Annotated in this window: 21 protein-coding genes; 2 read left to right on the forward strand and 19 right to left on the reverse strand. The window is 44.4% G+C overall.

Going from position 1 to position 21,168, the window contains the following annotated elements:
• Window positions 1–117: 117 nt before the first annotated feature.
• The 6 genes from Len3610_RS13395 to Len3610_RS13420 form a co-directional block, all read right to left on the reverse strand.
• Complete coding sequence (locus tag Len3610_RS13395) at window positions 118–408, reverse strand: hypothetical protein (protein ID WP_176448399.1); 291 nt, start codon at window positions 406–408, stop codon at window positions 118–120.
• Between the two features lie 298 nt (window positions 409–706).
• Complete coding sequence (locus tag Len3610_RS13400; RefSeq protein WP_176448400.1) at window positions 707–1,666, reverse strand: NERD domain-containing protein; 960 nt, start codon at window positions 1,664–1,666, stop codon at window positions 707–709.
• 437 nt (window positions 1,667–2,103) lie between these two features.
• A complete protein-coding gene (locus Len3610_RS13405; RefSeq protein WP_176448401.1) occupies window positions 2,104–5,157 on the reverse strand; it encodes an efflux RND transporter permease subunit in 3,054 nt (1,017 codons plus the stop codon).
• Window positions 5,154–6,020, reverse strand: a complete 867-nt coding sequence (locus tag Len3610_RS13410) for an efflux RND transporter periplasmic adaptor subunit (protein WP_176448402.1) — start codon at window positions 6,018–6,020, stop codon at window positions 5,154–5,156. Before Len3610_RS13410 ends, Len3610_RS13405 begins: the two co-directional genes overlap by 4 nt.
• Before the next feature lie 26 nt (window positions 6,021–6,046).
• Window positions 6,047–6,928 (reverse strand): TetR/AcrR family transcriptional regulator, encoded by an 882-nt coding sequence (locus tag Len3610_RS13415; RefSeq protein WP_176448403.1) that lies wholly within the window; start codon window positions 6,926–6,928, stop codon window positions 6,047–6,049.
• Window positions 6,929–7,062: 134 nt separating this feature from the next.
• On the reverse strand, window positions 7,063–7,563 hold the full coding sequence (locus Len3610_RS13420; protein WP_176448404.1) for a competence protein ComK: 501 nt from the start codon (window positions 7,561–7,563) through the stop codon (window positions 7,063–7,065).
• A 244-nt stretch (window positions 7,564–7,807) separates the two neighbouring features.
• Between Len3610_RS13420 and Len3610_RS13425 the strand changes: the two genes are divergently transcribed.
• A complete protein-coding gene (locus tag Len3610_RS13425) occupies window positions 7,808–8,002 on the forward strand; it encodes a YjfB family protein (RefSeq protein WP_255259622.1) in 195 nt (64 codons plus the stop codon).
• Window positions 8,003–8,149: 147 nt separating this feature from the next.
• On the opposite strand, the gene Len3610_RS13430 is transcribed toward Len3610_RS13425, so the two are convergent.
• From Len3610_RS13430 to Len3610_RS13460, 7 genes are all read right to left on the reverse strand, one after another.
• Window positions 8,150–8,452, reverse strand: a complete 303-nt coding sequence (locus Len3610_RS13430; RefSeq protein WP_176448405.1) for a hypothetical protein — start codon at window positions 8,450–8,452, stop codon at window positions 8,150–8,152.
• Window positions 8,453–8,734: 282 nt separating this feature from the next.
• Window positions 8,735–9,154 (reverse strand): 3-hydroxyacyl-ACP dehydratase FabZ, encoded by a 420-nt coding sequence (gene fabZ / locus Len3610_RS13435; RefSeq protein ID WP_176448406.1) that lies wholly within the window; start codon window positions 9,152–9,154, stop codon window positions 8,735–8,737.
• A 350-nt stretch (window positions 9,155–9,504) separates the two neighbouring features.
• Entirely contained in the window at window positions 9,505–9,942 is a 438-nt protein-coding gene (locus Len3610_RS21880; protein ID WP_176448407.1) for a DNA-directed RNA polymerase subunit beta, read from the reverse strand.
• Window positions 9,943–10,136: 194 nt separating this feature from the next.
• Entirely contained in the window at window positions 10,137–10,967 is an 831-nt protein-coding gene (locus tag Len3610_RS13445) for a flagellar hook-basal body protein (protein ID WP_176448408.1), read from the reverse strand.
• Between the two features lie 10 nt (window positions 10,968–10,977).
• Entirely contained in the window at window positions 10,978–11,781 is an 804-nt protein-coding gene (locus Len3610_RS13450) for a flagellar hook-basal body protein (RefSeq protein ID WP_176448409.1), read from the reverse strand.
• 120 nt (window positions 11,782–11,901) lie between these two features.
• Window positions 11,902–12,903, reverse strand: a complete 1,002-nt coding sequence (locus Len3610_RS13455; protein ID WP_176448410.1) for a rod shape-determining protein — start codon at window positions 12,901–12,903, stop codon at window positions 11,902–11,904.
• 129 nt (window positions 12,904–13,032) lie between these two features.
• Window positions 13,033–13,491: a hypothetical protein gene (locus Len3610_RS13460; RefSeq protein WP_176448411.1), complete on the reverse strand. Its 459-nt coding sequence runs from the start codon at window positions 13,489–13,491 to the stop codon at window positions 13,033–13,035.
• A gap of 250 nt (window positions 13,492–13,741) precedes the next feature.
• Here Len3610_RS13460 and Len3610_RS13465 point away from each other — a divergent pair, with 250 nt between their 5' ends.
• Entirely contained in the window at window positions 13,742–14,788 is a 1,047-nt protein-coding gene (locus tag Len3610_RS13465; protein WP_176448412.1) for a nuclease-related domain-containing protein, read from the forward strand.
• Between the two features lie 726 nt (window positions 14,789–15,514).
• Here the strand turns inward: Len3610_RS13465 and Len3610_RS13470 are convergent.
• The 6 genes from Len3610_RS13470 to spoIID form a co-directional block, all read right to left on the reverse strand.
• Window positions 15,515–15,808 (reverse strand): hypothetical protein, encoded by a 294-nt coding sequence (locus Len3610_RS13470; protein ID WP_176448413.1) that lies wholly within the window; start codon window positions 15,806–15,808, stop codon window positions 15,515–15,517.
• 291 nt (window positions 15,809–16,099) lie between these two features.
• Window positions 16,100–16,387 (reverse strand): sporulation transcriptional regulator SpoIIID, encoded by a 288-nt coding sequence (gene spoIIID / locus Len3610_RS13475; protein ID WP_176448414.1) that lies wholly within the window; start codon window positions 16,385–16,387, stop codon window positions 16,100–16,102.
• Window positions 16,388–17,154: 767 nt separating this feature from the next.
• Window positions 17,155–17,280 carry a hypothetical protein gene (locus Len3610_RS21110; RefSeq protein ID WP_255259623.1) on the reverse strand — a complete coding sequence of 42 codons (126 nt, stop codon included), beginning with the start codon at window positions 17,278–17,280 and terminating at the stop codon, window positions 17,155–17,157.
• A gap of 103 nt (window positions 17,281–17,383) precedes the next feature.
• Window positions 17,384–18,421, reverse strand: coding sequence for an AimR family lysis-lysogeny pheromone receptor (locus tag Len3610_RS13480; RefSeq protein ID WP_176448415.1), 1,038 nt, complete (start codon window positions 18,419–18,421; stop codon window positions 17,384–17,386).
• Between the two features lie 327 nt (window positions 18,422–18,748).
• On the reverse strand, window positions 18,749–19,708 hold the full coding sequence (locus tag Len3610_RS13485) for a stage II sporulation protein SpoIIQ (protein ID WP_176448416.1): 960 nt from the start codon (window positions 19,706–19,708) through the stop codon (window positions 18,749–18,751).
• Between the two features lie 182 nt (window positions 19,709–19,890).
• A complete protein-coding gene (gene spoIID / locus Len3610_RS13490) occupies window positions 19,891–21,012 on the reverse strand; it encodes a stage II sporulation protein D (RefSeq protein ID WP_176448417.1) in 1,122 nt (373 codons plus the stop codon).
• Window positions 21,013–21,168: the final 156 nt, after the last annotated feature.

A 21,168-nucleotide genomic window follows, 5' to 3' on the forward strand; every position in this document is an offset into this window, starting at 1 on the left:
CACCTTCATTAAAAATATTACAAAAACATGAGTATATCGTATCATTACTATTTAACTCTGTATATATTTCGACATAATTTTAAATACTACCCCAAAGAAGACAAAGAAAATGTAGACTCATCTTTCATTTTTTCCTGCATCGATTAATAGTACAATAGCGGTAATAATGTGCATGGTCATGCCAATAAACGGAATGATACCAATAAACGATGTGATCATTCCCAGTATGCTCCCAGTGATACTGCCCTTTGCATTGCGCGCGACGATTAACGTGACCAGATGCAGGATAAACATGACGAACAAGGCGCCCCATGTGGTGCTGAGGATAAACGACCCGCCAATAATTGGAAACCCGAGAAATGCTTCACATCCGCCGGTTAGCCACTTCATAATTCGGGACAATGCCATTGCTTTGCCTCCATTCTTAAATGCTCGGTTTATCATAGCATATTTTTTGGGGTGAGAACTAATTCATACATAAGATTATTTTAAAATATGATGAATCGTTTGGTAGTGTACCGCGTGAAATTAGGGTGTTGCTGCGCGAAATCGTACCTCCGCCGCGTGATTCGAGCTGGACGCCGCGCGAAATCATGCACCCGCCGCGCGATTTGTGCTGGTTGTCGCGCGCTCCAGAATGTTACGGCGCTGCGGTACTTCCAGGTCAGTTCTAGTTGAGGTTTTTCGGCAGACGCCGAAAATCAACTTAATAAATTCCTTTTTTTCTAATCCAGCATTTATGCTCTTTTAGATAAATCAATCCACTTTTTTGCAGAATTCTTGTAGCCGTATATCGGGATGTTAAACCAAGCAACCACATACATTCCGTATTTGTAATGGATCCGAACAGCAATAAGTAATTATCAAGGTCTCTCCAGTGTGCGTTGTAACTTTTATGCCTGCATTTTCTGCAAATCCAGCCTCCATGCAATCGTTTCATACCACGAAATCCACATGCAGGGCAAAAGACTCCCGGAAGTAAATCATTACGCGTAATGCCATATTTCCGTACAATGTCAATATCAAAAGTACCACATTCACGCAGAATCGCATTCCCTATTTGATAATTCTTCAGTTTGGTTTTCCCGGCCTGAGCAAATTCTTGATCCTTGTCCATAATCATTTTGGGAATACGCGCAGCATGTGCCACAATGTTAGCTATTTCTTCCTTGTTGCCATTAACCTGTATGATGGTTGCGGGATCGGCTATAGCGACAAAGTAATAAATTGGAATGTGTGAAAGATTTCGTTGTTGGAGCCAGTTTTGAAGCAGGAATTTATGATTTTCCACTTGGGTGATAGGATACTCATAGCCCGATTCAATCCCGCCATCACTGCGGGTAAGCTGGTTGAGGATTGTATCAAATGTGATTGTGCCATTATAATTTTTGGTATCGACAATGAAAATACCATGATTTGTTACCACAGCAGAATCAATTTGAAAGTTTTTACCATTGGTGTGGAGATAAACATCATCAAGAATTGTATATCGACTGGCTAATGTTTCGAGGTGATAATCAACCTTAGTTTCCCCTGAGTAGCCACTTCCTTGTTTTTTAGCGTCTCTGTTCATCTCAGGCAGTTTCGGGAATTGCGGAGATAGTCTGGGAATTGCTGCATCGAGCTTTTGGAGCGGGAGAGGTTTAGGTCGGTTTCTAATCTTCATAAAATACTCCTTTATTTAGTTTTTGGAGATAATATAAATATAGCATATTTTCTGTAAGAGTTGTGCAATTTATTGAAATATTTTCAGTATCTGCTGAAAATCAACAGCATCGAGAAAAATATCATGACCGATCTGATGATTTTTCTCACATGAATTGGTAACTGTCGTGCGATTTAGGGAAGTTGACGCGCGAAATCGTACCCCCGTCGCGCGATCTGGACTGGTCGCCGCGCGAACAGTGCCTCTGTCGCGCGATTTGCACTGGTTGGCGCGCGAAATCCTGCCTCTGTCGTGCGAAATGGCCCAATCCCGGCGCGAATCGAAACTTCTGCCGGGCGTGCCGCGCCATCACACCACTGCATCAACCTCACTACCACGCCACAAACACCATAAAAACAAAAACTCCCTGCAGAGCAAGGAGTTCTCATTGACCATAATTATGCTTTTTTCCGCCGCTTAAATTTCCCGGTCAAATCATCAAATAATGTGTACACGACCGGAATCAGGAGCAGGGTGAAGATACTCGAGATGGTCAGGCCGAATATGATCGTTACAGCTAATGGCTGCTGCATTTCGGCGCCTTCACCGAGTGCGAGTCCTAATGGCACCATCGCCAGGATTGTTGTCAATGTTGTCATCAAAATCGGACGCATACGATTGGTGCCTGCCTCAAGAATGGCATCATAGCGGCTTCTGCCATATTCATCACGCCGCAGGATATTGATATAGTCAACCAGCACGATTGAGTTGTTAACCACTATCCCTGCCAGCATGATGATCCCGATAAAGGCCGGGATGCTGAGCGGCAATCCTGTCACAAACAGCCCGAGTAATACACCTACAACCGTTGCAGGCAGTGAGAACATGATAATGAACGGGAACAGGAAGTTTTCAAATTGGACTGCCATGACGGCGTATACAAGGAAGATGGAGAATACCAGCGCAATCGACAAGTCCGCAAATGAACTGGCCATATCTTCTGCCTGACCGCCGATCTGATAATCGTATCCTTCAGGCATGCTCATATTGTCCAATCTATCCCTTATATCAGCTGTTACACTTCCCAAATCACGGCCGATAATTTCGGATGTCACATTTAATTGTGGCTGCTGATTCTCACGCTGTAATGTCACAGGTCCTTGTACTTCCTCTAACGTTGCCAGTGATGTGATTGGGACAGCCGCTCCGCTTTCGGATTGGATAGTCACATCTTCCAAATCATTGATGGTGCTCCGTTCGTCCTCAGGATACATTAAGGTGATATCCATTTCAGTGCCATCTTCACGGTACTGGGCAGCAGTCTGACCGGTGAACTGCAGCTGAATCTGACTTGTTACCTGCTGCTCGGTCAGGCCATACATGGCAGCTTGTTCGGAATCAACCTGGATATGCATTTGTGGTGCGCCATCTTCAGCTGATGAGGATGCATTATGCACGCCTTCAACCCCGGAGATGGCATCAACCACTTCATCTGCCAGCTCGCGAAGGACTTCATGCTCCGGACCGTTCAGACTGATCTGAACCGGATTTCCCATGCCGGCAGCACTGTCTGTTGCCATCACGGATATATCCGCTCCCGGAACGGACTCAAGATCTTCCGTCATCGACTCAACCACATCATTTGTCGTCTGCGAACGTTCTGTTGCCGGAATCAGCTGCATCATATAGGTGGCCTGGTTGCCGGAGCCCATTCCGTCACCGCCAACATTCATGTAGTTGGTTTCCATCACATCTTCATAGGCCGTCAGTTTTTCATTCACATCTTCTGCCACACGCTGCGTATGCTCCAGTGAACTGCCTGGTTGTGTTTCCACATTCACCTGAAGCTGTCCCTGGTCAGATGATGGAATAAAGGATGCACCAATCATCGGAATTAACGCCAGGCTTCCTGCAATGATGGCGATGGTTCCAAAGACGGTTGTTTTCCGGTGCCCCAGGACCCACTTGAGCACAGCGCGATAACCATTGTTGACGCGATCAAGGAAACGATTGAACCAGTATCGTTTGCCGCTGTCTTCTGTGGCTTTGGCCAACAGTTTGGATGACAGCATTGGCACAAGGGTCACCGCTGCAACCAAGGATGCAATCAACGCGAATGATACGGTTAATGCAAGTGGTGTAAACATATCGGCCGCTATGCCGTCGACAAATATCATTGGTAAAAACACGACCAGTGTTGTTGTCGTTGAGGCAATTACAGCCGGTGCCAGTTCAGATGCCCCTTTAATGGCGGATTCAACTAAGGAATAGCCCCGCTGCCTGTACGTATAGATATGTTCTAATATCACTATCGAGCTGTCGACCATCATCCCAAGGCCAAGAGCCAGACCGCCCAATGTCAGCACGTTCAGCGTTTCCCCGGTAAAATACATAAGCGTAAACGTCGAAATAATGGCGATCGGGATGGACAAGCCAATAACAATCGTTGCCCGGACGCTTTTCAGGAATAACAGTAAAATCAGGAACGAAATTGCAGCACCGATCAGGATATTTTGCACAACCGAATTGATCGACATATTAATATAGTCGGACGTATCAATAATGACATTTGTGCTGAGACCTGATGGCAGATCATCTTTAATGTCATTCATACTCGCATTAATGTTGTCGGCTACTTCAACGGTATTGGCGTCAGTTTTTTTCATGATTGACAAGACAACAGCCTGATCACCGTTCACGCGTGTTTCGCCTGAGGATTCTTTGTGTGTGTCCTGAACGTCCCCCAATTCATCGACGTGGACTGTTTCGCCTGTTTGGGTCTCGACAAGCGTTTCTTCTATATCATCGATGGATTCAAACTCGCCGGTTACCCGCAGCTGCAGGTCCTGGTTGCCTTTTTCAACGACGCCAACCGATGCCGACTGATTCAAACTGTTCAGCGACTGCGTAATCGTTTGGGCTGTCACGCCATATTGCTGCATTTTAGCCTGATCCAGGACAATCCGAATTTCCCGTTCCTGTGCCCCTTCAACAGTAACCGATGCCACACCGTTCTGGCGTTCAAAAAACGGTACAATTTGGTCTTCAGCAACTTGTGTCAGTTTTTCTGCATCATCCCCGGTCAGGCCGACCCACATGAGCGGCATTTGATCCGGGTTAAATCTTAAAACGCTTGGGTCACCAGCCCCATCAGGCAGTGCGCCTTTCACTTGATCGATATTTTCACGTACATCAAGCAGTGCCTGATCGAGATTCGTATCGTTATTGAACATCATCATCACAAGCGAGGAGCCTGATTGTGATTGGGACTGAACGGTATCAATCCCCTCCACCGAGCTGACCGATGACTCGATCGGCCGGCTGATCTGATTTTCGACGTCCTCTGGTGCTGCATCTCCATAAGATGTTGCGACTACCGCAATCGGCAGATCAATCTCCGGAAATAAATCAATATTAAGGTTACGTAATGAGACCGTCCCTAACGCAATAATCGCCAGGACGATCATGATGACGCCAACAGGCCGTTTAACAGATGTTTTTACGAGTTTCAAGAATTATCCTCCTCCTGGGCCACGTCGACGGTCATGCCGTCAGACAAGGTCAGGAGTCCATTAACGACAACCTGATCGCCCTCTTGGATGTCACCTTCGACAGCTGTTTCCTGCGATTGGCTCTCCTGAATGGTTACATTTTTTTGTACGGCCTGATTGTCTTCCACAACGTAAACAAATGACTCCCCGCTTTCAGAAACAACCGCTTCTGTCGGGAGGATAATCGAATCTTCCACCCGATTTTCCGGTACATTCATAACCGCGACCATTCCGGACAAAATAGTGTCTTCAGCGTTTTCCACCGTCGCCTCAATCGGATAAAGTCCTGTATCATCAGGCATAGTGCTGACAGACATGATCTCCGCTTCATACTCCTGTTCATCAATCATAACAGGGTATGTATCGCCCGTTTCGATTAAATCAAGGGTTTCAGCGGCGACGGTCATATTGACAGTCATCGAGTCAAAATCAGCAATCACCATGAGCGGCTCTTCATTGGAAGCCATGCCACCCTCTTCTACGGTTAAATTAGCAATTTCACCCGCTGTCTGCGCATAGATGTTTTGGTTTCCGGCAGTTGTTTGGATGGTGGCCAGATGGTCATCCTCTTCCACCATGTCGCCGTTTTCCACTTCCAATTCGGTAACTTCCCCGGGGGACTGTACCGTAACAGGTGTCGTGCTATCCGGCTCTGTGCGGCCATAAATTGATTTTTCAATGGCCAAATCCCCTGTTGTTGCTTCCGTCGTTTCAACCGCTGTTGGGTGCTCCTCTTGTTCCTCATTTTCATCTTCGTCCTGATTACATGCAGCAAGAATGCCAATCAGCATTATTGCTGCTAAACTTAAAACTAGTTTTCGCATGGCTGTAACTCCTCTTTTTCGTTTTGTTAATCAAGCAAGTCCATATGTAAAAGGCGTGCTAATTCCTTACATTCCTGTTCAAGTTCCGGTATTCGCTGAAAATGAACCAAGAGCCCCTGAATGATTGCCTTTTGCGGGTGCTCTTTTGCTGTTTCAGTTAACATGATTCCAATGACTTCATCCAGTTCATTCACCTTATCTTCCGCTAGTCCCATTGCGGCAATTTTGTTTTTCATGGCTATTAAGATGTTCGATACGGACATCTCAGTCTGATACACTTTGGGGATATGGTCGGCCGTAACCAATGGGGCTTCCTGTCGTTCAAAGAGCCCGCTGGCGATATCATCCATTCTTCGTACGATATAAGCGCCCAATTGGTTTCGGTCAATGTTAATGCCATCGATAATGATCCATTTGAAATAGCCATTCATCAAACCTTCCAGCTGAATAATCATATCCTGATAATAAGCTGCCATTTGTTCCCCATAGATGTTATTTATATTTTGCCTTAGCCAGTGAAAATTTTGTGCGTTCATTTGCTGAATGAGTGCATCGGTATTTTCCCTGATTGAAATGTTTTGATGAAGATGCATCGTGAGAAAATCTTTATACTGATAAATATAGTTCGTCACGACTTCAATTTGTTTGGCAAAACGATCGCGTGGGGCCAAATTCTCCTTTTGGACGTTTTCAATCCGGTTGGTGATTTCCTGGTAATAGTAGTGGAACGCTGTCGTGATGAAGTCTTTTTTGGAATGAAAATGCAAATAGAACGCGCCTTTGGAAACGCCCGCCCCGCCTGCAATCTCTTCAACCGACGTCATATGGTAGCCTTTTTCGGCAAATAATTTCATACCGGCTTCGATTAATTGTATTTTTTTCGGATTCATTTTAACACCTGGTTTCATGTTCATTACCTGCTCAGTCATAAGTCGTTCTGTCAGCTGCAACTCATACTAACCAGTCAGTCATTTTTCCATTCTACATGTGCTGAGCCATGAAAGCAAGGAAAATTCAATTTGTGGTCCAGGAAAACTAGTCCTTAAAAACGGGTCGATAAGAATGGCCGGTTTCCAAAGAAAAGTGATCGGTTCAGCTTGGCTATGAGTTGACTTGTCCGTTTATATTGCATATCAAATGTTGCTTCGGAAGTGTTAACATAGAGTCCGGTGCCATCATGAAATACAACATATGTCCTGTCATCGCGCTGTTCAAAGTAATCAATCTGATAAAAAGAGAGCCATACATTATCTTTATTTTTGGAAGAGGAGGTTGGCAGCATGTAGACGCCTTTATCAGGTATAACCGGAATTGGTACTTTGCTGTTTAATTTCAGCAGGTCTTTAACTGATTCACGCCTCCCTTCCAGTGTTGAGCCGTATAGCAAGCATGTATGATCGATAATCTGCTCAGGGCTGTGAACAGAGTGCCGGTCCTGTGCAATTTCTGAAATCCGTGAACGATAATAAGCGGAGTCCTTTGTCATGATTGCTTTCGTTCGCCTGCTGATGATGTAAATTGATGGTGAAAATTGTCCCCCCATTGAATTTCCCCCTGTCATTCATGTAACGTTTGAATTCTTTGTCAGAATTTATCATTTTTCTAAGCCAATTGTACTATGTTTCAGACAGTTTATCTATTCATTTTAGAAAGAATTTCGATTTTTAAAAATCGAGGATAAATAATGACAAAAAGTAAATCAGATACATTCAATTGTTGCTTAATTTTGCCGATAAAAGAAGTGCATTCCATTCGGAGTGATTCAGATAAGTGACATAGGAGGTTTTATGGTGGATGTAGCAGCTATGTCTGTTGCGATGTCAAATCAGCAAGTCCGTTCTGAGGCGCAAATGGCTGTTATGGATAATGTGAAACACGTGGCAGAACAACAAGGTGCGCAACTGGTTGAGATGCTGAATCAATCACAGGGGCCTTCAGCGCCACACCCGTCACTTGGCAATGCCGTTGACATGAAGGTGTAACGGAAAACCCTCTGTCCTGAGCGGGCAGAGGCTTTTTGCTTTTTGATTTTTGTATGAATGACGAGCCAACCATTTTTTCGTTAAGGAAACGATTTAACAAGCAATCACAGAAAAATCCCCTCATTCAAGGGGATTTAAATGTCGTGATTAGTTGTTCTCCTCGTCTTCCATTATATTATTATCATCTTCATTGACACCATTACCATCCTGGTTTGTATCCGTTCCATTCTGATTTGCATCCGTTCCATCCTCAGTGGTGCCACCATTGTCATCATTATTAAGCTGCGGGTCATCCTCGTTCTCACCATTCATATCAGGACTGTCTTCCTCCTGGTTCAATGGTGCCTCATCTTCTCCAGCCGGATCTTCCTGATTATCGGTTCCGCATGCAGCAACCAACGACAATGCCAAAATGGATGCACCAATTTTCATAAGCCATTTACGTTGCATATGTGTGTTCCTCCTTTATAGTTCACTTTCGTCCTTAGCTTAACCACTACATAAAATGTGATACTTATTTTTTTAAAATTGTTTTATAAATCGTGATCGTCGCTGAAAAGCATTGACTAAATTATATTGGGATAAAAAAATTCCCCACTGCTTAAGTGGAGAATGACGTAGGAGATGAGTTATGTTATCCTGCATTCACTTTAACATCTAAAGGACAGTAATCCGCCAAAGTACGGCGGTTAACTGTCCCTAAATGTCCGATTCGGTTCGGCACGCTGCAGGTCACTTTACCGCGAATGTGATTTCTGCTTCACAGGCGACTTCACCGTCAACGGTTGCGACACCTTTTCCTTTGCCGACAGGACCTTTCAGCCGAATGATGTCAACTTCCAATTGCAGCTGATCACCCGGTTTCACCTGACGTTTGAAGCGGCATTTATCAAGACCGGCAAGAAAACCGATTTTGCCCTGATTTTCCTCAATACCCAGTACACCAATCGCACCAGTCTGGGCCAAGGCTTCGACAATCAGCACACCGGGCATGACCGGATAATCGGGGAAGTGGCCTTGGAAAAATGGCTCGTTTGCTGTCACATTTTTAACGCCGACAACCCGCTTGCCCTCTTCTATTTCAGTTACTTTGTCAACCAGCAGAAACGGATAACGGTGCGGGATGGTTTGTTTAATTTGTTCGATATCCATTTGATCGCTCCTTTACATTATGTAAGTCGCATTCATTATAACAAATGTTGAGGCGTTACTCGCACTTCAATCACCGGGGCGGCATTCTTACCTTATAACAAAAAACATGCCCGAAAAATCAGCGGACATGCATTATCCCGCATATAACCAGCAGTAAGACCCCCACTTCAAGACGATGTGGTAAATCTAAAAGAAAGTTAAGTGGGAGGACCTAACTGCCAGTAAATGTCCGATTTGGTTCGGGCCTGCAGGTGGCAGGTTACAAAGGCGTTGCAACAGGATGCCCGGGAACTTAGCCTTTGTTCCTTATTATCCGTGGGGAAAACTACCCCACGGATTGACGTTTCACTTTAATTCTCTTTTATTACGATATCGATAATATGCTGCCATGTATCCCAATCAAGCGCATCCGTTGGGTTGCCATCCCCGATAACACCATAACCGACCATTAGCCCAATAACCAGTGAAACTGCCGAAAGCACCAGGACAACAATCAACCGCAGCCAAATTGGAAAAATGCGGCGGCGCGGTCTTTTGTTTTGCCGCTTTTCCTGTTTTCGCTTTTTCCTCTGTTCTTTGCGCGTCAAGCTGTCTGTTGACGTTGTCTGTTGTTGTTTTTCCGTTCTGCCTTTTTGTTGTGTGTTGTCCGATTTTAATGTTTTTTTCCGTTTATGCTCTTTGCGCGTTACCGCATCCGGTGTTTCTTCCTGCTGTTGCCGTTCTTTCTGGTCTTCTGTTTCCTGGCTGTTTTGTTCGGTTACTGTTTTTTCCTTCTGGTCAGTTGACATAGCGTGTTTCTCCTTACATCCATTTGTCACTGTCAAATCTGGCTAATCACTAGAAAAAACGCTGACGCGTCTTTTCAGATGTCGGAGGTCAGAGGTCAGATTTGAGGAAATCGGGGAATTAGCCGATTTCCAGATTGAAAACGTCTCCTGAAATGATGGTTTCTTAACTTTATATATAAATACTGGATGAGTGCTTACCTGAGCTGGTTGACGAGCCCCATCATTTGATCTGACATGGAAATCGTTCTTGCGTTAAATTGATATGAACGCTGTGCTGTAATCATGTCGGTCATTTGGCTGGCCAGGTCAACATTCGACTGTTCCAGGGCGCCACTTTTTAGAATATCTCCATCCAGGTCAACCGGCTGCATGATTTCCGCAAAGTCAAATCCCAATTCATCCGTGTCGGGAAGTCGGAATGCATTGTCACCGGCTGATTCCAGTAATCTCGGACGAATCACTTCAGTAATTGCCAGATTTCCGACATTCTCATTTACATTACCACGCTGAATCGAAATTTGTCCATTTGGCTGAATCGTTATGTCGTCAAAACCTTCTGCCACAACAATCGGTCCGTTTTCCCCCAGTACAGGGTGACCATCTTTTGTGGTGAGCATGACATCCTCACCATCATTAACAGGTGATAAATAAAAAGAGCCATCGCGCGTATACCGTGTTTCCGTTACGTCGTTTTCGGTAACCTGAATTTGAAACACGTGATTGTTTTCCAATAAGGCGGTATCAAGCGTGCGAGCTGTTTCCTGAATCGTCCCTGGTGACAAGTCAATGTTCACTGATCCAAGTTTTGCACCTGAACCGACCCGCACGCCATCAGGGGTCAATCGCCCCTCAGCATTAGCAGGGTCTGTCATGTTATCGATTTGCTGAAACAATAATGATGAAAAATCCGCCTGTCTTGTTTTGTAACCGGTTGTTTGGCTGTTCGCCATGTTATTTCCAACAATGTCCAATTTATTCTGCAGCTGATTCATTGTAACGGCTGCTTGAATCATCGATCGTGACATCAAACCCCTCCTAGCCTAAGCGGGCAATTTCACTGACTGCTTTACCCAAACTTTCATCATACGCCCTGAGCACACGCTGATTCGTTTCAAACATGCGATAAGATTCCATCATTTGCGTCATGGACTGGGCTGCATCCACATTTGACCGTTCCAGTGATCCCTGCTGAATCGTGAATGTCGCTTCCGCCGGCACTGCACCAGCCTCCCCGTTGAACAGCCCATCGCCTTCTTTGGCAAATTCATTGACATTATCAGTATATGCAATGCCAATTGGAATATCTCCCCCCGCTGTTTGCAAAACACCATTTTCTGTTACGTTAAATTCCATACCGTCTGTCTCAATCGGCTCACCGGAGTCATCCAGCACATAGTACCCTTGCGTTGTGACAAGAAAGCCGTTCCCGTCAACAGTGAAATTACCGTTTCGGGTGTAGCGTTCTTCACCGTCTTCATTTTGCACCGTGAAAAAAAGGCCGCCCGTTTCATCCGGAAGTTCACCGTTAATCAATGCCATGTCAGTCGGGACGCCCGTTTCCCGTATATCACCCTGTCCATAATCCGGAATGTTTTCATGGACATATACCCCAGTGTTCATAGGGCCAATCGGGTTTTGGACCGGGAAATCCAGACCGCGTGATGTTGGTACATGGTTAGTGCCCATTTGGTGCATCAGCATTTCGGGAAAAGCGCGTAATGCAGGTTGATCAGCTTTATAGCCCGGTGTTTGGGCATTGGTTATATTATTGGATAAAGCCTCCTGTTGCCGCTGTTGGGAAATCATTCCGCTGGCAGCTGTATAAAATCCTCTCAGCAATTGCCTCAGCCCCTTTTATAAGGTTGTTCGATGGATCTGAAATGAAAACCGCTGCTCTTTTACCAATCAAATGTGACTATCCACGTGACAGGCCTTTTCATAAAAGCTCCCAGGAATCAATCAGACGATTTTTTTCCGTTCAATTTTATCAATATTCTCAAGCATAACACCTGTTCCTTTGGCCACACAGTCCATTGGGTCTTCAGACAGCAGGACAGGAACTTTCAATTCTTCCGCCAGCAGCTGATCGATACCGTGAACCATGGCACCGCCACCCGTCAAAATCACACCGCGGTCAATGATATCAGCAGACAATTCCGGCGGTGTTTTTTCCAGCACCTGTTTAGCGGCCTGGACAATCACGGAAACCGGCTCCCGAAGTGCTTTTTCAATTTCTTCCGAGTAAACGGTGATGGTACGTGGCAGCCCGCTCACCATATCACGTCCGCGAATGTCCATCTGCTCATGCCGCGAATCTTTCCATACTGTCGCAACATTGATTTTGATATCTTCAGCTGTCCGTTCGCCAATCAGCATTTTATATTCTTTTTTGATATATTGAAGAATTTCCACATCAAACTTGTCCCCGGCCATTTTAACGGATTCTGCCGTCACGATATTACCCATGGACAAAACCGCTACATCCGTTGTGCCGCCGCCGATGTCCACAATCATATTACCGCTTGGCTGATAAATCTCCATGCCGGCCCCGACTGCTGCCACTTTCGGCTCTTCTTCCAGGTAAACTTTCTTTCCGCCGGATTTCTCAGCCGCTTCTTTAATCGCTTTTTGCTCCACTTTTGTAATGTTTGTCGGGCAGCAAATCAACATTTTCGGCTTCGTTAAAAACCCTTTCACATTTATCTTATCAATAAAATGCCGCAGCATCGCTTCTGTCACATCAAAATCAGCAATCACACCATCCTTCAACGGGCGGATCGCTTCGATATTGCCTGGAGTACGCCCGACCATGCGACGTGCTTCTTCTCCGACCTCAAGCACACGGCCGGAATTACGATCCATCGCCACAACGGCAGGTTCATTTAATACAATTCCTTTTCCTTTCACGTGAATCAACACATTGGCAGTCCCAAGGTCAATCCCGATGTCCCTTGAAAACATTCATTAGATCCTCCCTGCTATCAAATACTTTCTCGCATCCGTATGTAAACACACTTCTACTAGTATTTTATTTTACCACAAAATACAACATTTAACTGCCATTTTCGAAAAAAGAATGGGAAAAATTCACTATGTGATGAATGCTGAAGATGACAGTGAGTTTGAAATGATTGGTATTGAAGTCATGTTTGTGTGCTTGAAGACATGTTTTAGCGCCGGGCTCATGTTTCTGGTTTCGGCCCATATTTTCGTTTCCCGGCACATATTTGAGCGGTCCAGCCCATGTTTGCCGTTCTCGAGCCCATATTTGAGCGGTCCAGCCCATATTTGCGTTCTCGAGCCCATATTTCCATTTTCCGGCACATGTTTTTGAGCAGTCCAGCCCATGTTCGCGTTCTCGAGCCCATATTTTCGTTTCCCGGCACATGTTTGAGCAGTCCAGCCCATGTTTGCCGTTCTCGAGCCCATATTTGCGTTTCCCGGCACATATTTGAGCGGTTCAGCCCATGTTTGCGTTCTCGAGCCCATATTTCCGTTTCCCGGCCCATATTTGAGCGGTCCAGCCCATGTTCGCGTTCTCGCGCCCATATTTTCGTTTCCCGGCACATGTTTGAGCGGTCAAGCCCATGTTCGCGTCTCGAGCCCATATTTTCGTTTTCAGGCCCATGTTTGAGCAGTCAAGCCCATGTTCGCCGTTCTCGCGCCCATATGGCAGGCTAAACTATTCATCAGCCCTAAATATTTTTGCAAATAATGACATCCTTAAGCAGGATTTTAAGTGAATATGTCGAATTATACTATTTGATAAATAATATTACCCAAGAAGGAGTGTTTATTTTTGTTCACAACAACTATCAAACATCGCAAAAAGTCGCACGAGCTGTTAGCCTACGAAGCGCTGTTCAGGTGTATTTTAGAAATGTATCTGAAACATGAGGCGATTGTTTCAGAATACAGGAGGGAAAAGTCAGGTTACGATGGCGAGAAAAATGTTGATTACAAACTTTCCACTTACCCGAATAAAGATTTCTTCGTTTTACAGGGCATTCGGCTGGTAAATCCCCCATTTCCCTTTCAGATTGATACGCTTATCCTGACAACAAAAGCCATTTACATTCTTGAGATTAAAAACTTAAAAGGGACATTTCGATACGACTCCGAGCAGAAGCAACTGACGCAAGTGGTTGATGGCGTCGCTGTAAAATCCTTTAAAGACCCGATTTCACAAGCCAAAGCACAAAAAATGCACTTACAAGGATGGCTGGCTCGCCACGGTGTTTTCAACATCCCAATTGAGCACCTTGTTGTCATTGCTTACCCATCCACTACCATTGAAAACGTCACAAAGGACCCGAAAGTTTATAAACAGATCATTCATAATGAAAGCCTGCATGAGAACCTCGACAGACTCCACAGCCATCACACGAAAGAAATACTTACCAAAGCACGTTTAAAAAAATTATGCCGTGCGTTGTTGGAGGAAGACACACCTCTCCGGACGGATATACTGCAACAGCACAATATAAAAGCACAGCACTTGATTAAAGGTGTGCCTTGCGAAAGATGCCGTCACTACCCGATGGAACGTTTGAATAAAAAGTGGAAATGTACAAGATGCTCTGCTTTCAGTAAAAATGCCCATGAACGTTTTATCCTGGATTATTTCCTGCTCAATGCCACTACCATCACGAATAACCAATGCCGTGAGTTATTGCAGATTAACTCAAGAAAGGTTGCATACCTTATTTTGAAGTCAATGAACCTGGATTTGTCCGGCAATAATAGTGGCAGAGTTTATTACGCACCCTCAATTAATGATTTTCCGCAAAACTCAGCTTTACCGATCGCATTCAACAATGACTTTGCAAAACAAAGCTTAATCTAAAGAGACCGATGTTTGTGCAGTAACATTATCATTTTTAATACAATTGAAAATGGTATGTTGTTATTCAGGCCCATGTTTACAGGCTCGGGCTCATGTTTGCGGGTTCGAGCCCATATTTCCATTTTACGGCCCATATTCTCCGCGCCGGCCCCATGTTTCCGATCTCGCGCCATATTTCCATTTTAGGCCCTGTTTCCGCGCTTCAGCCCATATTTTGCGATTTCGCGCCCATTTTTTCCATTTTACGGCCATGTTTCCGCGCTCCAGCCCATGTTTGCGATTTCACGCCCATATTTCCATTTTACGGCCCATATTCCCCGCGCTTCAGCCCATGTTTGCGATCTCGCGCCCATATTTCCATTTTACGGCCCATGTTTCTGCGCTCCGGCCCATGTTTGCGATCTCACGCCCATATTTCCATTTTACGGCCCATATTCCCCGCGCTCCAGCCCATGTTTGCGATTTCGCGCCCATATTTCCATTTTACGGCCCATATTCTCCGCGCTCCGGCCCATGTTTGCGATCTCGCGCCCATATTTCCATTTTACGGCCCATATTCTCCGCGCTCCGGCCCATGTTTGCGATCTCGCGCCCATATTTCCATTTTACGGCCCATATTCTCCGCGCTCCAGCCATGTTTGGATTTCACGCCCATATTTCATTTTTACGGGCCCATATTCCCCGCGCTTCAGCCCATGTTTGCGATCTCGCGCCCATATTTCCATTTTACGGCCCATATTCCCCGCGCTTCAGCCCATATTTGCGATTTCGCGCCCATATTTCCATTTTACGGCCATGTTTTTCTGCGCTCCGGCCCATGTTTGCGATCTCGCGCCCATATTTCCATTTTACGGCCCATATTCTCCGCACTCCGGCCCATGTTTGCGATTTCGCGCCCATATTTCCATTCTCCGGCCCATGTTTCCGCGCTCGAGCCCATGATTTGGAATTCACGCCCATATTTGCGTTCTCCGGCCTATGTTTCGGCATTCGAGCCCATATTTGTGATCTCGCGCCCATATTTGCGTTCTCCAGCCCATGTTTGCAATCTACGCACCCAAACACCCGCATCCCAGCCCATGTTCCGCTTACAAGCTGATAGCACCACACCAAAAACCCGACCTCACGCGGGCCGGGTTTTTCACATAATATATACCTCCCTGTCCTGCAGGTTTCGTTGTGCAGTCATCCACCTCCCTGTAAAGTGGGGTCGTTTTTCCTGCTCAAGCACCTCCCGGGATATGGAATAAATGGGTAATTATGTTTGTAGTGCTACCACCTCCTTTAGTGCTCGTCAGTCGTGGAAAGCGGCTATACTACTGGCTTGAAGGTGGGATCTTCTGTCCTTTCATCATCGTCTCTGTACTTATTTCGGGTTGCTTCGCCTCCGCGGAGATGGCGGATTGATTTGTGGTAATTGAGTACATCTTTGACCTCGTTGTAGAGTTCCGGGTTTATTTCAGGCAAGCGTTCTGTTAAATCTTTGTGGACTGTGCTTTTGGAGACACCGAATTCCTTTGCGATCAATCGGACAGTTTGCCTCGTCTCCACGACATATTTGCCTATCCTGATTGTCCTTTCTTTGATGTAATCGTGCACACCGTTCGCCTCCCTAAGTTGGATATTTCCGAGGTGTGGTTTGAGACAAGGTGATACAATTTACGCTGTTCACTTATCTTCTGACATATCCTTCTGTGCAGCTCTGGTTGTATTTATATCAGTGAATCAGATGAAGAACGTCTCCTTTCACATATGAAGTTTGTATGTATCAGACGAAAAATTAGGATGGCTTGATGAAAAGCTACACAAGCTCGCACCTCAGACTTTTCTGAATGCTTGGTTTATAACATTTTATTAACGAACCGGGAGAATTATGAATAAAACCTGAGTCTTTGGAGAGAAGGACAAGAAGAATTTTCAAAAGTAACAAAGTGTATCATTTCAGGGGACGTTTTCAATCTTGAAATCGGCTGATTTGTCAATTTCTTCAAGTGTCTGACTTCCTGCATCTGGCCTCTGGAAAGATGAAGGGCAACCGAGTTTTTCTTTATAAGATAGGAAGGTATAAAATTCAGGGCTGTTTTAATCAAAGAAATCGGCTCCCTCGCCGATTTCACCCAATCCGACATCTTACTTTTGACCTCTGGAAAGATGAGGGGCAGCCGAGTTTTTCTTTATGAGGTGAGAAAATATAAGTGATATCATTCTTATTTGCAAGATTAGCCGCGTCCGCCTTCAGCGACCAGCGCTTGCACCTTTGTTCCGGAGTTGAAATATATAAAAAATGAAAATAGGGTATTGGCCTTTACATGTCATTAAATTGTATTTATCGCTTGTGATTTTTTATTTATAGAACCTGCCTGCTATTAATCCAGATCCCCTAATTGCGGATCAGCTAAGAGATGATCACTTCCCGTATTAACTGAATCAACTGTCAGTCCACCTACCAGCAAAAGTGCAGCTACACCTAAGGAAACGATTAATTTTTTCATTTTATTGACTCCTCTCATTTTCATTAATTTTAAAAGCCTGACCCTATTTTCATTATTAACGAAATTCATTTTGCGGGAATGACTGGACCCGCATCCTAAAAAGTTATTCTCTCATTTTTTGAAGCGCATTGAGTGGAAGTCTGCTGAAGAAGTAGTCGCTTCGTTTTTCAATAAAATAGTTGTACGACTGAATAAGTAAGCTTTTATCCTGTGTTGCCATTCCCAGATAGTACATTCTAAAAGGACTGTTAATTTCGATTTCGTTCAAAATAGCCTTTGCTTTTGCATAGTTTCCTTTGGCTATCTCGATATGGGCTTGTTCACTTTTGTCAGTTGATGTAATACCTTCAACTTTGTTAAAATGCGCAGATAAAAACGGAATATTTCGTTGTTCAATAATGTCGACAACTTTATGGAGGCTTTCCTCCCTAGCGATTTTCAGCGCCTCCGTCAAATGGTACATGCTCTGAAAATACGTATCATACATATACGATAAACCCAGACTCATGTGCAAATTAATTTTCGTCTTGGGGTTTTTTGTCCGTGTCAACACCCGGAAAGCATATTTGCGGGCAATAATCAACTCATTGCGGACAAGAAAATAAACGAATAAATTATGATATAAGCGATCATAGAAAAAGTCCAATAGAAAGCCGTCATTGATTTTATCAAACAGGTATTGCTGTTTTTCCATGATGTTGCCTAATTTTCCATATTCATTCCGTGCAAAGTATATGGACACTTTAATAAATTCGAGCAAACATTTAAGCTCGGGTTCTTCCGTTTTCAGTCCCTCGACACGCTTCAAAATCACGTGATCCGAATACCGTGCTTGTTTACGGTCCAGCGTCATTTGATAGACGTCTGCCCATTGTTGATTTGAGAATTTCTCCGAGGCTTTATTGATATTGATTAACTGCTGCAAATCATCATAATGACCATTCATATATAAAAATTCCATGCCTTTTTTCCTGATATCTTCTGAGGTTGTTTCAAGGCAAAATTTGCGAATCAATTGTTGAACAGTTGCCTCATCATGTTCCTGCTGCAGGACTAACAACACTTGTTCCAATGTCAGCGGGTCACGATTGGGCAAGCTTTCGAACGCATCGGTATCTTCTTTAACCTCGAAATTTTGCATGAATACACCTCCTTTTATTTGATTGTTCCGATTGGGCATATGGACCCAGGACATTACGACCAATAGACAAAAGATTCTGTATAATATTTTGTTTATCTATATAATATCACAAAATTCAACAAAATAAAGGGGAATCGTTCGACAATTTTTGCAAGGTATCATAAATGACAGTCTCAACAATAAGGAGTCGGACGAATCTGTGTCAAAACGTTCGATTGTGAATGTTTTTAAAGTGTCTCCCTCCCGGCAAAAAAAATAACCCCAGCAGTATCACTAGGGTTTGTTGCGTTAATAGATTACGCTTAGTTTAATGAGAAAGCAAGTCTTTTACTCTTCCTCTTCTGTTTCGTCAGTTTCGCCTTCATCACCTGATGTTTCGTCGTTCTCTACTGAATCATCTGTATTCTCATCTGACTCCTGATTATCATCTTCAGGTGAATCAGACTCTGTATCTTCCTCTTCTGTGGCGTCGGTCTCACTGCTTTCTTCTTCTGTGGCATCGGACTCAGTGCTTTCCTCTTCTGTAGCATTAGATTCTTCATTGCTGTCTTCGCTTCCGTCAGATGCTGCATCTCCATTTTCAGATGCTTCATCCTCAGCTAAAGCCTCATCCAGAGCACTTAATGGCTGATTGAAAAAGGTTTCCGGATTGACATCTTCTCCATCTTTTCTGATTTCGAAATGGAGATGTGTTCCATTGTCTTTGCCGAAAAGATTTTCGCCGGCGGTTCCAATAGCATCGCCTTGTTCAACCTCTTCATCAGCAGAAATATTAACGTCTCCCAAGCTGGCATAATGCGTCGTTACATCATTGTCATGTGTCAACGTTACGACATTACCCAACAGCGGATCTTCTTTGACTTCCGTAACTGTTCCACTTAATGATGCCAACACATCAAATGTTTCACCGTCAGCAGATGCAACATCAATACCCGTACTTTGATAGTAGCGGTCGTTGAACACGACAATTGCATTCTCCTGATCTTCCTGGTCTGCGTTGTAATCATAGTATTTAGTTACGATTTCTGCTTCATCCATGTTCTCGACAGGCGCTTGAATGACTTCCTGCTGATCCATGACAGGCTCTGCTTCTTCATCATGTTCAACTGGTGCATAGTCTTCTGTATTTTCTTCCTGGGTCTCATCAATCTGATTGCCAAGATTCTGATACCATACAACCAATGACAAGAGAAGTGCAGCAATCGTCAAATACACTGCCGGAAAAAACCACTTCTTGCGGAAAATGCGACTCCACTTATTTTTTGGAGTGTTGTTTTCTTCACTCATTTGTCATCACCTCAACAACCATTCTGAGCAGAAAAATAGAAAACTATACATCTTCGCCAAAAAAATTCCCGGATCTATGCATTTTTTCTGAAATCCGGGGAAAATTAAGCGATTATCCGATTGTTGAGGTGAGTACCAAGTGTCCCGGGATATCGTGCCATCCCGGGCTCATACCTGAATCTTTATTTCGACACGAGTGTTGGGGCGATGTTTGAGACTGTATCAATTTCCACACCCTGATAGTAATGCTTAACAATTTCCTGATAGGTTCTGCCTTCCTCGGCCATGCCGTTTGCACCGAATTGACTCATTCCAATACCATGTCCATAACCTTTAGTGGTAAAAATCAAATGGTCGTTCTTTTTCTCAATGGAAAAATCACTGGATTGCAAGCCCAACGTCTCTCGCATGTCCCTTCCCGAATACGATTCTTCTCCGATCGTCATCTGATCGACACGATTGCTCTCGGTTCTGTTTAACGTTATGGATAAGTCATTCATTGATGGAAGATCGGTTTCCAACAGATTTTCCATTTCAGCAACGGAGAAGATTTCCTGATCCATAAACTTTGGTGTATTTGTATCCCAGGGGCTTTCCACACTGCGTAAATAAGGGACTTCATTTTCCCAATAATCCTCTGAGTTTTCCGTATAGCCATTACTCGTTGAAAAATAGGCGGCTGTTATCGGTGTATCATCATACGTTAAAATCTCTCCCTCAGTTTCTGCCACAGCCTGTTTGACTTTTTTCATATCCTCTTCATAGTTACTCCCCATTGTCGTTCTTAATTCTTGTTCATTATGGTAAACCTGATCACTTGTCGTGTCCGTCACATCAGCCTTCTCTGCATCATCCTGGTGAAGCAGACGATTGACGATAAACGTTCTGGCTGCCAGCGCCTGTGCTTTTAAAGCCTCCAATTCAAATTCAGCCGGAGTTTCCGATGCGACAACTCGGGAAACATACGTCTCCAATGGGACACTTTCAACCTGTTCAGAGCTTGCCCGCATGACTTCAACCGAAAATGGGGAATCGCCCATTGCAATTTCAACATCTTCGCCACTTTGTTCAATGGCGGCTTCCTGTTCACCTGTATCCGACATAAATGGTACGACAATTAATGTTGGCACAACCAAAATAATCGTGATCAAGCTTGATAAAAACAGGACAGTTGAAGCTTTCCATGATGACAGGGACTTGTTGAGGCGCAACGGCTTCCTGTTTTTTTGCAGCAGCTGCAGCGATTGGCTTTTTCGTTGTTTGTTCTTTTTTCGGATCTTAGGAATGATTTTGCTTTGTTTCATGACCTGCCTCCTTATCCTCCTGACTGTTGATGTTACAAATTTTAAAAGTGGTGGTATCGTACAACCTCTAGCATCCCTACTATTAAATTTATACAGGTCAGGAAAACAATAGAACCAGAGATTTTATGAAAAAACGCTGAAGCGTCTTTTCAGATG

This window comes from Lentibacillus sp. CBA3610 (assembly GCF_013373365.1).
GTDB lineage: Bacteria > Bacillota > Bacilli > Bacillales > Amphibacillaceae > Lentibacillus.

Excerpts from the sequence above, each read along its gene's own strand:
- Len3610_RS13395 (WP_176448399.1), bottom strand. The coding sequence starts at position 408 with ATGGCATTGTCCCGAATTATGAAGTGGCTAACCGGCGGATGTGAAGCA.
- Len3610_RS13400 (WP_176448400.1), bottom strand. The coding sequence starts at position 1,666 with ATGAAGATTAGAAACCGACCTAAACCTCTCCCGCTCCAAAAGCTCGAT.
- Len3610_RS13410 (WP_176448402.1), bottom strand. The coding sequence starts at position 6,020 with ATGCGAAAACTAGTTTTAAGTTTAGCAGCAATAATGCTGATTGGCATT.
- Len3610_RS13415 (WP_176448403.1), bottom strand. The coding sequence starts at position 6,928 with ATGAAACCAGGTGTTAAAATGAATCCGAAAAAAATACAATTAATCGAA.
- Len3610_RS13420 (WP_176448404.1), bottom strand. The coding sequence starts at position 7,563 with ATGGGGGGACAATTTTCACCATCAATTTACATCATCAGCAGGCGAACG.
- Len3610_RS13425 (WP_255259622.1), top strand. The coding sequence starts at position 7,808 with ATGGTGGATGTAGCAGCTATGTCTGTTGCGATGTCAAATCAGCAAGTC.
- Len3610_RS13430 (WP_176448405.1), bottom strand. The coding sequence starts at position 8,452 with ATGCAACGTAAATGGCTTATGAAAATTGGTGCATCCATTTTGGCATTG.
- fabZ (WP_176448406.1), bottom strand. The coding sequence starts at position 9,154 with ATGGATATCGAACAAATTAAACAAACCATCCCGCACCGTTATCCGTTT.
- Len3610_RS21880 (WP_176448407.1), bottom strand. The coding sequence starts at position 9,942 with ATGTCAACTGACCAGAAGGAAAAAACAGTAACCGAACAAAACAGCCAG.
- Len3610_RS13445 (WP_176448408.1), bottom strand. The coding sequence starts at position 10,967 with ATGTCACGATCGATGATTCAAGCAGCCGTTACAATGAATCAGCTGCAG.
- Len3610_RS13455 (WP_176448410.1), bottom strand. The coding sequence starts at position 12,903 with ATGTTTTCAAGGGACATCGGGATTGACCTTGGGACTGCCAATGTGTTG.
- Len3610_RS13460 (WP_176448411.1), bottom strand. The coding sequence starts at position 13,491 with ATGGGCGCGAGAACGCGAACATGGGCTGGACCGCTCAAATATGGGCCG.
- Len3610_RS13470 (WP_176448413.1), bottom strand. The coding sequence starts at position 15,808 with ATGGGCGCGAGATCACAAATATGGGCTCGAATGCCGAAACATAGGCCG.
- Len3610_RS21110 (WP_255259623.1), bottom strand. The coding sequence starts at position 17,280 with ATGAAAAAATTAATCGTTTCCTTAGGTGTAGCTGCACTTTTGCTGGTA.
- Len3610_RS13480 (WP_176448415.1), bottom strand. The coding sequence starts at position 18,421 with ATGCAAAATTTCGAGGTTAAAGAAGATACCGATGCGTTCGAAAGCTTG.
- Len3610_RS13485 (WP_176448416.1), bottom strand. The coding sequence starts at position 19,708 with ATGAGTGAAGAAAACAACACTCCAAAAAATAAGTGGAGTCGCATTTTC.
- spoIID (WP_176448417.1), bottom strand. The coding sequence starts at position 21,012 with ATGAAACAAAGCAAAATCATTCCTAAGATCCGAAAAAAGAACAAACAA.